General features: G+C 57.3%; 9 protein-coding genes. 7 read left to right on the forward strand and 2 right to left on the reverse strand.

Annotated features, from left to right (window positions below; genetic code table 11):
• Window positions 1–2,159: methyl-accepting chemotaxis protein (locus UB90_RS13155; protein WP_065326972.1), on the reverse strand; the 2,159-nt coding region annotated here is incomplete at its 3' end.
• A gap of 803 nt (window positions 2,160–2,962) precedes the next feature.
• Between UB90_RS13155 and UB90_RS13160 the strand changes: the two genes are divergently transcribed.
• The 6 genes from UB90_RS13160 (at window position 2,963) to UB90_RS13185 (ending at window position 9,323) form a co-directional block, all read left to right on the forward strand.
• Entirely contained in the window at window positions 2,963–4,045 is a 1,083-nt protein-coding gene (locus UB90_RS13160; protein ID WP_065326964.1) for an ABC transporter ATP-binding protein, read from the forward strand.
• Window positions 4,046–4,049: 4 nt separating this feature from the next.
• On the forward strand, window positions 4,050–4,985 hold the full coding sequence (locus UB90_RS13165) for an ABC transporter permease (protein ID WP_005617187.1): 936 nt from the start codon (window positions 4,050–4,052) through the stop codon (window positions 4,983–4,985).
• Window positions 4,978–5,778, forward strand: a complete 801-nt coding sequence (locus UB90_RS13170; RefSeq protein ID WP_065326963.1) for an ABC transporter permease — start codon at window positions 4,978–4,980, stop codon at window positions 5,776–5,778. The genes UB90_RS13165 and UB90_RS13170 overlap by 8 nt, the downstream gene beginning before the upstream one ends.
• Window positions 5,779–5,847: 69 nt before the next feature.
• Entirely contained in the window at window positions 5,848–6,873 is a 1,026-nt protein-coding gene (locus UB90_RS13175; protein ID WP_009178648.1) for an ABC transporter substrate-binding protein, read from the forward strand.
• 75 nt (window positions 6,874–6,948) lie between these two features.
• Complete coding sequence (locus UB90_RS13180) at window positions 6,949–8,616, forward strand: amidohydrolase (protein ID WP_065326962.1); 1,668 nt, start codon at window positions 6,949–6,951, stop codon at window positions 8,614–8,616.
• A gap of 83 nt (window positions 8,617–8,699) precedes the next feature.
• Window positions 8,700–9,323, forward strand: a complete 624-nt coding sequence (locus UB90_RS13185; RefSeq protein ID WP_204161390.1) for a YdeI/OmpD-associated family protein — start codon at window positions 8,700–8,702, stop codon at window positions 9,321–9,323.
• Window positions 9,324–9,438: 115 nt separating this feature from the next.
• Here UB90_RS13185 and UB90_RS13190 read toward each other — a convergent pair whose 3' ends face one another.
• Window positions 9,439–10,170 (reverse strand): class I SAM-dependent methyltransferase, encoded by a 732-nt coding sequence (locus tag UB90_RS13190; protein ID WP_065326961.1) that lies wholly within the window; start codon window positions 10,168–10,170, stop codon window positions 9,439–9,441.
• 380 nt (window positions 10,171–10,550) lie between these two features.
• Here UB90_RS13190 and UB90_RS13195 point away from each other — a divergent pair, with 380 nt between their 5' ends.
• Window positions 10,551–12,821: a methyl-accepting chemotaxis protein gene (locus UB90_RS13195; RefSeq protein WP_065326960.1), complete on the forward strand. Its 2,271-nt coding sequence runs from the start codon at window positions 10,551–10,553 to the stop codon at window positions 12,819–12,821.
• Window positions 12,822–13,147 lie beyond the last annotated feature (326 nt).

Raw genomic sequence — 13,147 nt, forward strand, 5'->3', positions numbered from 1 at the left:
GTCTGAAAGGCGATGTCATCGATTACGGAAATGATCTGCGCGATTTTGCCGGAGCTTTGTTCAATCTCCGTCATCGCCGAAACCGCATTGCGCACGATTTCCCCGCTGGCTTCGGCTTCGGCCCGCGCTTCGTTTGTGGTGCGTTCCACATCCCTGGCTCCCGTCGCCGCCGAGGTCACGCTGGCGGTCATCTCATCCAACGCCGCTGCCGTCTCCTCCAGCGTTGCCGCCTGGCTCTCGGTGCGATGCGACAGATCCTGCGAGGCCTGGCTGATCTCAGAGGCTCCATTGCGGATCGAAGACGAGGTGTTGATCACCTGTCCAACGGTATCATTGAGCGTATCCAGCGTGCGGTTGAAATCAATACGCAGCCGGTCATATCCCTCGCCCAGTTCATCGGAAATATGCGCGGTGAGATCGCCCTCTGACAAGCGGGCCAGACCCGTTCCAAGCGCATCCACCGCCTTGTCCTGCACCGCACGCCGCTGCGCACGTTCTTCGGAGGCCGCCTCTTCCATCTTCTCTTTTTCTACGATCCCATCCCGGAACACTGAAAGCGAACGCGCTATGCGGTAAATCTCCGTGCTGGCATTTGCAAAACCGCTGATGGGTTTCCGGTCGCCATTTGCCAGCGCCTCCGTGCGGTCACTCACCCGGTTCAAAGGGCGCAGGATAAGCACTTGGATAAATACGAGCATGGATAGGAAGAACACAGCCGCGATGCTGACAGAGATCACGAGGTTTCGCACAATAAGCGCGACCTCCGCAAAGATATCATCTGTCATCACATCAATTTCATTCAGCGTGCTGGCGGTAAACTCCGATGCGCGCTGCGAGATCGCTTCAACCGATGCCCTTGCAAAAAGAGTAGCCTCATCCGCTGCCTCTGCAGCTTCAATGCCTCTGATTTGAAGCGCCGCCAAACCGGTTTGCGGGTCATTGAGGCTATTGAGTGCAAGGAGCAACTCCGCCACGCGCTCATCCCGGAAATCCTGATATTGAGCAAGAACCGCACCTGCCTCGGCCATCACTTGGGCGGCTTCATTAACGCTTGCCTCATCATCTGAGGTTGCTACATCAAGCGCTGCGACCTGAAACTTATTGGCCGCGATTCCGATTTCAATCAATTCGTCGAGGAATCCGATCTCGTTCGTCAACAAGAGCTCTAGCGCCTCGCCATTTGATTTACTCGCCTTATCGACAGCCGCATGCAGTTTAAACATCTGCGCATCAATGGCCATGGTAATAAAACGATCGGTGTCAGAGCGCGCTTTCATGGCAGCCTTACGGAGTGTTTCAGATGGGAAAAGACTTTGCGCGAGCACTGTCTCAAGCGTAAAAACAGCGTTTCTGATCAAAGAAGCATCTATTAATTCTGGGGCGCGCTCATCGATAAGATCAGAAATTTCCAACAAACGCGCGCGGGACGTCTCAGCCAGTTTTTCAATACTGGCCAAAGTCTCCGGGTCTTTTGTCCCCCCTGCAGCAACAGAGGCCCCTGCCATGAGATTAAGTTCTGCTCGCGACTCTAAAAGAAGTGAGAGGTTCTGAAAATCGACATCAACGAGATTTTTGACAGAAGTGTCAATTTTTTGATCGGTCGCTTCAGCTCCCTCTTTCAACTCTTCAGCTGCGGAGTCCGACAATTCGGCCATCGCACCGCTAAGTTCACTGATAATGCTCTGCATTTCGCGCACACGTGCTTCGATCTGGTCATCACTGGCAAAGGCAGTATTGCGGGCTTGTGCAAGATCACTGAGGGCGCGCGAGACCTCGTCAAGACCGGATGAAAATTGTGGTTCAATTTCATCGTTGAGGTGCTCAATCGACATCGCCAAAGCAGTGGTCGCGGCATTGACCTCTTGCATGGCCTTTTCTACGCCAGCCGGGCTATCTACCACCAGCATGGTGATCATACTGTCCTTAGCCATATCTGCAGCCAGAGTGATTTCCTGAGATACACCAAGGTCAGGCAGGTTTTCATCGTTCAACTCCGTCATATGGATGTCGATTTCCATCAACATGGCGTAAATCAGGTAGGCAAATAATGTGAAGCCAAGCCCCACCGATAGCAAAATAGCGGTTAGTTTCGCGCGTACGCTTCGTAAAACTCCAAAACGACGGCGAGTTTCTGGATGGGTATCGGACAGATCAGACATTTTCACTCTACACGTTATTTTCACTGACGGGCGGGTGGTTTCTTTTCCAAAACTGAACTGTTAAAAATGCCTGATTGCAAACGCCCTTAACATCGACTTTCATTAAGGGTGATTGGTGCAACGGGTATTTTCCCGGTTCATCGAAAAACTTGGCGCGCAGCACTTAAAGATTGATAAAACCGCCCAAGAAAACATCAGAAAATGTGAACTTTTCACCCTGGCATTGCTGTATGATAAGATTTCATTCTCATATGACAGCAGAGGCCATGCGCAGTTTTTTTGTTAACTATGTGATCATATATGATCATACCTTTCCGTTAGGAAATTCCGAGGCCATTCCAAAGACTTGCATTGCCCACCTTTTTTCAAGATGCGCTGGAGACTGATCTGATGTGGTCTGGACGACGCCCAACCAGCACGGGCGTAAGGCCTGCGGCTGCGCGCGCGTCCCCTCAGTCTGGTTGTCGGCGTATTTTATTCAGAACTTCCAATGAGCTCCGGGGAGCACATCAAAGCCCCGCCGCGTTTGACGTCGTCTCGACAGTCGCAAAACCATCGTCAAGACAGGTCTAAATACTGCCATCACCCGGCGCGCTCACCGGTTCGTCTCGCGATGCCTATAGAAGTGGCACACATCGCGTCTGCGTTAAAAATTATTGACTCTCAATTTGATCAAATCGCAAGCTGACCGGGCAGATGCCGCGAAAGGCCGCCAGAAGCCAGCAAATTGCATTCGGGCATTTTACCCAGATCACAGGACACCCGGGCGCGTCGCGCTCGCAATGCCAACAGGGAGCGCACGCATGATCGAAATAGAGGGCCTGACCAAGACATTTGGAGAAGGGCCAACTGCTTTTACCGCGCTGGACGATGTCTCGGTCACGATCCAATCCAACGAATTTTTCACGCTCCTCGGGCCATCGGGGTGTGGCAAAACCACCCTTCTGCGCACCATTGCGGGCTTCCTTGATCCAACCCGGGGAAAGTTGACGCTGGACGGTGAGGACCTGCTCAGCAAGCCGCCGCACCATCGCCCGGTCAACACGGTATTTCAATCCTACGCACTGTTCCCGCATATGACGGTTTCGGAAAACATTGCCTTTGGATTGCAGATGCTTAAGCGGCCAAAGGCGGAAATCTCTGCCACCGTTTCAGAGATGCTGGAATTGGTGCAGATGACGGCCATGGCCGACCGCAAGACCGCTCAGATTTCGGGCGGGCAACAGCAACGTGTCGCGCTGGCTCGTGCCCTCGCGCCGCGTCCGAAGGTTCTGTTGCTGGACGAGCCGCTCTCCGCGCTGGATTTCAAACTGCGTAAAGAGATGCAGCTGGAATTGAAGCGCCTGCAACATGAAACCGGCATCACCTTTGTCTTTGTCACCCACGATCAGGAAGAGGCGCTCACCATGTCTGATCGCATTGCGGTGATGAATGCGGGCACCATCCGGCAAATCGGCGGGCCACGTGATATCTATGATCACCCGGCGGAACGCTTTGTGGCGGATTTCATCGGTGACACCAATTTCCTCAAGGCCCAGATGCTCTCGACCGAGGGCGCCGGCTCCAAGGTGCGCCTGTCGTCTGGTGCGGAAATCATGGCGAAACCTGCACAGGGCGAGCCTCCGGCGACGAATGGCGCCTCCGTGACCCTTGCCGTACGCCCGGAGCACGCCGATCTGTGCGATCCCAATGGCGCGCTCTTGGCCGGGAGTCTGAAAAACGTCGTCTATTTCGGCACCGATACGCATTATCATGTGGGTCTGGAGAGCGGGGAGATGTTCATTCTGCGCCGCCAAAACCAGCCGGGCCACACGCAAAACTGGGCGACGGGCGATCGGGTGGGACTGGACTTTGCCCCCGGCACCGCCCAGATCCTGAAGGATTGATCGGATGAGTGATATGGCACTGTCCGACCCCGCCCCAAGCCCCGAGACACGGGCCCGCCGCGAGCGGCGCAGCCGCTGGTTGCTGCTCACCCCGGCCCTCGTGATCCTCAGCCTTGCTGCCAGTGGTCCCCTTCTGGTGGTGGTGATTTATTCCTTCCTGACGCCCGGAGACTATGGCGGCGTGGAGTGGCAGTTTTCGCTCGATCCATGGTTCAATGTGGTCGCCGAGAGAGATTTTTTCACCGAAGAACTCAAGCTCGCCGATGCCCATCTCTTGGTTTTCTGGCGCTCGATTAAACTCTCGCTGATGACGGCGATCCTTTGTTTGATTGTGGGCTTTCCCACCGCCTATTTCATCGCCACCCGCCCCGCGCATCGACGGGATATGTGGATGCTGTTGATCATGATCCCCTTCTGGACCAACCTGTTGATCCGCACCTTCGCGATCATGGAGCTGATCCGCAACCAAGGCACCATCAACACCCTATTGATGGCCAGCGGCGTGATAGATGAGCCGATCCAGATGCTCTACACAGAGTTTTCGGTGCTGGTGGGCATGACCTATGTTTACCTTCCACTGATGATCCTGCCGATCTACGCCTCGATGGAGCGGCTCGACTTCAATCTTGTGGAGGCAGGCTATGACCTCTACGCGACCCGGCTTCAGGTGTTGCGGCGCATCATCTTCCCTCTGGTCAAACCGGGCGTGGTGGCCGGGTCTATTCTGGTCTTTGTGCCATGTCTCGGGGCCTATGTGACCCCGCGCGTTCTGGGCGGGGGCAAGCAATTGATGCTCGGCAATCTGATTGAATTGCAGTTTGGACAATTGCGCAATTGGCCGCTTGGGGCCGCGCTGGCGCTGACGCTTTTGGCCGTGGTGATGGTGGCGCTGGTCTTTTACGTGCGTGCCATTGGACGGGAGGGCGAACACAATGCGTAAGGGATTTGATGTTCGCCGTCAGCCGGGCTTTACCGCAATTGCGATGGGCTGTTTCATCCTGCTGTATCTGCCCATCATCTTGTTGGTGGCCTACTCTTTCAATGCCGGTGAATCGATTGCAATCTGGGAAGGTTTCTCATGGCGCTGGTATGCCTCGGCTTGGGAAAACGAGCAGGTCAAGGACGCCACGATCCGTTCTTTGATCCTCGCGGCCTCCTCTTCTGCCGTGGCCACCACCGCTGCGGTTCTGGCGGCGCTGGCCACCACCCGCAGTAAACCATGGCGGGGACAGACGGTGGTGTTTGCCATGGTCAACCAACCGCTGATGGTGCCTGAAATCGTGACCGCCGTGTCGCTGCTCATCGTCTTTGCCGTGGTGAAATCCTTCACCGGCTACACCGGGCTTGGCTACTTGATCCTCGCGCATTCGGCCTTTTGCATTCCATTTGCCTATATGCCGGTGCGCGCGCGCCTGCAGGGCATGGATCTGAGCCTCGAACAAGCGGGATCTGATCTCTACGGTACGCCCCTACAGGTCTTTCGCCACATCACCTTGCCGCAGCTGTGGCCGGGGATTTTGGCCGGGGCGATGCTGGCGTTTGTTATTTCGCTTGATGACGTGGTGATCACCGAATTTGTGAAATCTGCGGGACAGGACACGCTGCCCACCTATATGCTGGGGCAGTTGCGCCGGGTGGTCACACCCGAAATCAACGCGATCTCGACCGCCCTTCTGGCCATCTCAGTTATCATGGTCACGGCGTTTTTCTTTATCAACAAGACCCGCAAATAATCCGAAAACCACGAGCCGGATATAACTGGCCGCACATCAAAACCCAACATCCGACAGGAGAGAAGACACATGAAACATCTGCTAGCAGCCACGGCGCTTGCAACCGTCTCCGTGACGGCGGCCACGGCCGAGGGACAGTTGAACATCTTCAACTGGGGCAATTACACCAGCCCGGAGCTGATCGAGAAGTTCGAACAGGAGTTCGACATCGACGTCACCATCACCGACTATGACAGCAACGACACCGCCCTCGCCAAGCTCAAGGCGGGTGGTCATGGCTATGATATCGTGGTCCCGTCAGGCACCTATGTGCCGATCTTCATCAGCGAAGGGCTGTTGATGAAGTCGATGCCAAACCAGATGGAGAACTTTAAAAACATGGACCCGCGTTGGGTCGATGTGGAGTTTGATCCGGGCCGCGACTACACCGTGCCATGGCAATGGGGCACCGTGGGCGTCACCGTGAACACGGCGGTCTATTCCGGCGATATCAACTCGGCCGCGCTGGTCTTTGATCCCCCCGAAGAGCTGAAGGGCAAAATCAACGTGGTGCCAGAAATGGTCGACGTGATGAGCATGGCCATTCACTATATGGGCGGCGAGCAATGTACCTCCGACAAGGACGTCTTGCTGAAAGTCCGCGACAAACTGGTCGAAGCCAAGAAACACTGGCTCTCCATGGCCTATGGCAACATTGAGAAATTTGCCAAAGGTGACCTTGCGGCGGGGACCAACTGGAACGGCGCATCCCTTCGCGCCCGTCTGCAAAATGATGACATCGCCTTCGGCTACCCCCAGACCGGGTTTTCGATCTGGATGGACAATGCCGCAATCCTCGCGGATGCGCAGAACGTCGAAAATGCAAAACTGTTCATCAACTACATCATGGCACCGGAAAACGCCGCGCTGCTGTCGAACTTTGCCCGCTACGCCAATGGCATCAAAGGGTCAGAGCCCTTTATGGATGAGGTGATGGCCACGGCACCCGAAATTGTCGTCCCCGAGGGTCTGCAGGACGCAGGCTATCTGGCGACAAGCTGCCCGCCCGAGGTGCTGAAAATCTACTCTAAGATCTGGACCGAACTGACCAAGTAACCGCACCAGATCTGATGACACATCGGGTCGCGCCCTGATACGGCGCGGCCCATCCATAAAAAGACGGACCCCATTATGACCAAAGCCCCAGATACCGTGATCCTCAATGGGCGCCTGATCACCTTTGACAGCGCGCGCCCCTACGCCGAAGGCCTGGCCATCGCAGATGGGGTCATCACCGCGGTTGGCTCCACCGCAGAGATCCGCGCATTGGCGGGGCCTTCCACCCGCGTGATCGACGCTGCTGGCTCTACGGTGTTGCCGGGTTTCATCGACAGTCATGTCCATCTGTTTGGCGGCTCGGTCGAATTGGCCTGTCTTGATCTCACCAGTATCAAAGGCGAGGCCCAGCTGACCGAGGTGGTGCGCGACTGGGCCAAGTGGAACACCGATGACCAGTTGGTCTTTGCGGTGCAAGCCGACTACGCCATTTTGGGCGATGGCATCAAAACCACGCGGCAAGCGCTGGACCGGGTCCTGCCGGACCGCCCCTTTGCCATGTATGCCCCCGACCACCACACGGTCTGGGCCAATACCGCCGCACTGGAGGCCGCAGGTCTGTTGCACGGGGCCGAGGTCGAGGCCGGGGCACAGGTGGTGATGGGCTCTGATGGGCTGGCCAGCGGCGAGTTGCAGGAACCCTCAGCCTATGCGCCGGTGTTGCGCATGACCCGCCACGCAGGCCGCGACATGATGGGGCTGGTGACCGGCGCGGATCCGGTACCGCCTGCAACATTGGAGGAACGCACGCTGGATAAGGCCGCGCTGGAACGCGGTCTTCAGCATTGTGCCAGCCATGGGATCACCGGTCTGCACAATATGGACGGCAATTTCTATCAGCTGGAACTCCTCTCGGAGATGGAGCGCGACGGCACGCTCTTGTGCCGGACTGAGGTGCCATTTCACTACAAAAGCCCCGACCCGCTGGAGCGTTTCTCAGAGGCGCAAGAGATGCGGCAGCGCTTTAACAGTGACATGGTCTGGTGCAACCGGGTGAAAATGTTCATGGACGGCGTGGTCGAGAGCGGCACCGCCCTGATGTTGCAGCCCTACCCCGGCACCGATCACATCGGGGACGCGGTTTTTGAGGCCGAGCATTTCAATCAGGCCTGTATCCGCGCCGATGCCATGGGCCTGCAGATCGCCACCCATGCGATTGGTGACCTCGCAGTCCGGCGCACGCTTGATGGCTACGAGGCCGCGCGCCGCACCAATGGCGCAAGAGACAGCCGCCACCGGATCGAACATATCGAGGTGCTGCATCCGGACGACCTGCCCCGGTTCAAGGACTTGGGCGTGGTGGCCTCGATCCAACCGGGCCACGCACCGTTTGGCGGCTATTTCCCTCCCTCAGGCGTTGGTGCGATGCTGCATGACGCGCAGATCCCCCTGTCTTATGCTTGGGCCGACATCCGCAACAGCGGCGCAAAGGTGATCTTTTCGACAGATTGGCCGGTGATCCCGGTGGATGTGATGCCCACAATCAAGGGCGCTGTCGCTCCGCTGAAACTCGGCGCGCCTTGGCGTGACCAATCGCAAAGCTTGCTGGATACGCTCGAAAGCTACACCGCCGGAAACGCGTGGGTCGAATTCAACGAGACCCGCAAAGGCAAGCTGAAACCCGGTATGATGGCCGACATTGCCGTCATGGATCATAACCTTGAAACCATGGATCCTGAGACCCTGAACCAAGCGCGCGCCGCCTTCACATTCTGCGCCGGACGTATGACATGGCAAGCCTAGTCGGGGTGTAGCCGAGACGACCATCAGAGGCTCAGGACCACAGAAAAGATGCGCATAACACCACGGCGTGATAGGTTTGCGGTATGATGATCACGGATATCGAGACCTATTTTTCAAAAGGCTGCGGACGTTGCGCGCGCTTCAGCACGCCGGAATGCTCAATCAAGGATTGGCAAGAGGGTCTGGCGCAGTTGCGCAGTATTTGCATCTCGGCCGATTTGAAAGAGACGGTCAAATGGGGCCATCCCTGCTACATGTTCGCAGATCGCAACATCGCGCTTTTGGGGGCATTTCGGAAGGACTTCGGGCTTAGCTTCTTTAACGCTGCGCTGATGAAAGACGCCGAAAATATCCTCGAACGACAAGGTCCGAACACCAAACATTCAAACCTGATCCGCTTTACATCAAATAGCGGCCCGGCGCAGATGGAAGATGTCATCCTCGCCTATCTGCAAGAGGCAAAAGGCTATGCCGAGGCGGGTCAGAAGCCCCCAAAGGACGACAGCGCTCTCGACCTCCCCGAAGAACTCATCGAAGCGCTCGATGCCGACCCGGAGCTGTCAGAGGCCTTTCACGCCCTGACACGCGGGCGGCAGAGAAGTTACGTCATTAACCTCAACGGTGCCAAGAAACAGGAAACAAGGGTAAACCGGATCGCGAAATTTCGCGATAAGATCATCGACGGAAAAGGCGCCAACGAGCGCTAGGGCAGGCATTCCTGTCCCCACAACGCCGCGCACTCCGGCCAACACTGGCCCACATTGCCCCACACCTTATCGGTAGAGCACGCAGCCCGAACACCCTGATCGGGCTGCGCTGAGATCAGTTCTTATACGCCGAAACCATCAACATCATTGGCCGTTCCAGTTCCTCCGCCAATTCCGGCATCGCTGCAATCTGCTGCGGCGAAGGCGCGAATTCCTCAACCCTGCGCAAGGTGAACCCCGCGTTGATCAGGGTGTTGATCGTCGTGGCAAGTGTCCGGTGGTGTTTCAACACCCCTTTGGCGAACCAGTCGGTGCGGCGTTCACCCTCGTTTGAATACCCGTTGACCGGCCAAGTTTTGCGCCCGTCCTCATCCTCGATCCAGTGCGGATGTGCTGCGGCCATGAAAATCGGGTGTTCGATGGTAAAGACCAGATCACCGCCTGCACTCAGCGCCGCGTGGATCATACGGATCAAGCGCTCAAAATCCTGCACATAGTGAAAGGTCAGAGCGCTGTAGATCAGATCAAATGCGGTTTCGGGCAGTTCAAGCCTATCAAGATCGGCAATGCGATAGGTGATAGCGGAATCGCTGGTGTCAGCTTGCGCTCGGTCGATCATGTTTTGCGACAGGTCTAGTCCCAGAACCCTGTCCGCCCCCTGCGCGCGAAACCAGCGCGACGCCCAGCCGAAGCCGCAGCCTAAATCCGCCACACGCTTGCCTGTGAGCTCCGGCAATAACGCGCGAATGGCGGGCCACTCCGGCGCGCCATCCAGCCCCTGCACCTGCCGGGGCAATTGGCTGTAGCCTGAGAAGAAGTCGGGATTGTCGTAGATATTCTGTGCCATGTGTATCTCCTGATAAAAAGCAGGACGAGGCACGTTTTCCACGCCAAGAGACCTCGTCCAAAAGGGGCGAGGCCGAGGCTGGCAATCGGCGTGGTCAGGTCGCGTGATCGTCATCCCGGCATCCCGCCATGGGGATACCGGCTGACCGGGCGACAATGTGGATGTCCTTCTCAACCATAGGGGTGATATCGCCCCTACTGCGAAAAAAGTCAATTTCACCGCAGTGGCGTAAAGCCGTAAAACCGATGTCTCGCCCACGGTGTGGTGTCCACGGCCGCTGCCGGATCTGGTGGGGCCAATTGCGCGTCTCAGTTTAAAGGTTTGGCAAGCTCAACCTGATACCAGCCGATAGATAGTTGGACATTCGGGGCGCATCAGCCATGAGCGATCTTTTCAAAACGGTAGCGGGCAAACTGGTCTTAGCGACCGGAATAGCAATCACTGTCATTCTCGCGGGCTACATCAGCTACAGCGGATGGCGCGCGTCGCGACAGGCCGATCACCAGGTCATGGCCCTCGCCAGCGAAACAGCGGGAGAGATTGCCCAGACCATAGCGGTTCAAATCACACAAGCGACGTCGGCGGGTGCAGCCGTCAGTGGCGCGGTCTCGGGCTATATGTCCACTGGCAACGCCACCACTGCCAATGTGATCGAAATCCTGCGTGGTGTTCCCACACAGTACGATACAGTCTTTTCTGCGTGGATGGCGGGCCTGCCCGATGGGGGAACCGATGCCTTTCTGACAGGATCGGAGGGTCGCAACGACAACGGTGTCTTCACCCCCTATTGGACCAAGGCCGCGCAGGGTGGTCTGGATTTTGCAACCTTTGCGATCGACGCGAGCGCCCAGTGGTTTGCCGTGCCAGTCAAAACCGCAAAAGGAATAATCACCGAACCTTACCTCTCTGAGGAAGGCCGGCTTTTGACCTCAGTCGCTGTTCCCGTCATCGTCGATGGGCAAACGCTCGGCGTGGCCGGCGTCGACATCGTGTTGACAGATCTGACCACAATGCTCGCAACGCTCGAAACCTTCGAAGGTGGACGCGTCATGTTGGTGGACAGCAGCGGCAAATGGCTCGCCAACCCAGATGAAGCAATCTTGACCCAACCTTATGACGACGCCGGGGCGGATCTCCTGAAGGCGGCCCTGGCAGACGGCGCACCACGGGTGATCGAGGGGCTTCCTGATGGCGCCACCCGCCTCGTCTTTCCGTTCACCGCGCCCGGCATGAACACCACCTGGGCCACAATTTTGGATGTCCCGGCCGCGGTCTTCACCAACCCGGTCCGCGAGGCCGTCTTCTCTTCCGTGTCAGGTGGGGTATTGATCCTGATAATGTCGCTGGGCACGATCTACCTGACCGCGCGGGCCTTGGTGGGACGCCCCCTTGGCGACATGCTCGCCTCAGTCAATAAGCTCGCCGCCGGGCAATACAGTGATGCTGTGCAGGGCACCGAACGCCAGGACGACGTCGGCACAATGGCCGCATCTGTCGAAGCCCTGCGCGCACGCTTGCTCGAAAAAGAAGAGATGGAGCAGGAACAGGACCGCCAGCAAGCAGAGCAGGCGCGGGTTGTGGAAACACTCGCCAAGAGCCTGCAAGCCCTAGCAAAAGGCGATCTGTCGCACACGATTGATGTCCGCTTCTCCGGCTCCTACGAGGCCCTGCGAGAGGACTTCAACCTGACCGTCAACACGTTGAATGACATGATGGCAAAGCTCTCCGAGAGCATCAGGGAAATTCGCGCGCGTTCAGATGAAATCAGCTTGGGTTCTGATGAGTTGGCGCGCCGCACGGAAAGCCAGGCTGCCACGCTGGAGGAAACGGTCGCAGCGCTTGATGAGATGACAACCTCCGTCCGCTCGGCCGCGGATACAGCCTCCAATGCGGAACGCAATATTTCCGAGACCCGCAAAAATGCCCAAACCTCCGGTACCATCGTCAGAGATGCGGTGGTCGCCATGTCAGAGATCGAGAAGTCCTCGGAAAAGATCAAACACATCATCAATGTCATCGAAGACATCGCCTTTCAGACCAATCTGCTGGCTCTGAACGCCGGCGTTGAGGCCGCGCGCGCAGGCGAGGTCGGTCGTGGCTTCGCGGTTGTGGCCTCCGAGGTGCGCGGCCTTGCGCAGCGCTCGTCTGAGGCAGCCATGGATATCAAACAGCTGATCGAAGCCAGCTCTGCCCAAGTGACGACCGGGGTCGATTTGGTCAACCGCGCAGGGGACTCCCTCACCGACATCGTGGAGCGCGTTGCCCGCGTCGCCGACGAGATGTCAGAAATCGCTGCGGGTGCAAACGAACAATCCGTTGGGCTTGGTGAAATCAACGTGGGCGCAACGCAGCTCGATCAGGTGACCCAGCACAACGCTGCAATGGTCGAGGAAACATCTGCCGCAGCCGCCACGCTCCAGCAGGAGGCTGCATCTCTCGAAAGTCAGGTCGGTCGGTTTACATTGCGCAAAGGCACCGCTCAGGCCCAACCTCAAGCGCCGCGCAAGCCCGCCCCGACCAGTGGCTCTCCACTCATCGAGCTTGGCTCTGACGGACGAACCAGAACGCGCAATGATCAGCCCGAGGTGGTCGTGTTCGAACCACCACGCGGCGGGCAACGCGTTTCAAATGGGGATTGGACTGACTTCTAAAGGGTATTGAATGTCAGATGACAATCAACCTTGGCGTCATGAACTGAACCAAACAACACCTCTGCCGGGCAACCTGTATCGCGGATCTGCTCCTCACAGCGCCAACCAGGTTGCCCGTCGCAGACCAGACTGTCCAACAGATCGTGCGCTCATCAGAGATTGAGGTCAAATTTTCACAGCACAGCAATTTGGAGCGCAGCGGGCACAGCAAACCTCAAATAGTAGTTCGGATTGGCACCGATACAGATTGGCTTCGGCACCCCTCGTCCCATGTTGATGCACCACCGCTAAGCACCAGTCGGGGCAGAATTTTCCTGCAATTAAGC

This window comes from Tritonibacter mobilis, assembly GCF_001681715.1.
GTDB classification, from domain to species: domain Bacteria; phylum Pseudomonadota; class Alphaproteobacteria; order Rhodobacterales; family Rhodobacteraceae; genus Epibacterium; species Epibacterium mobile.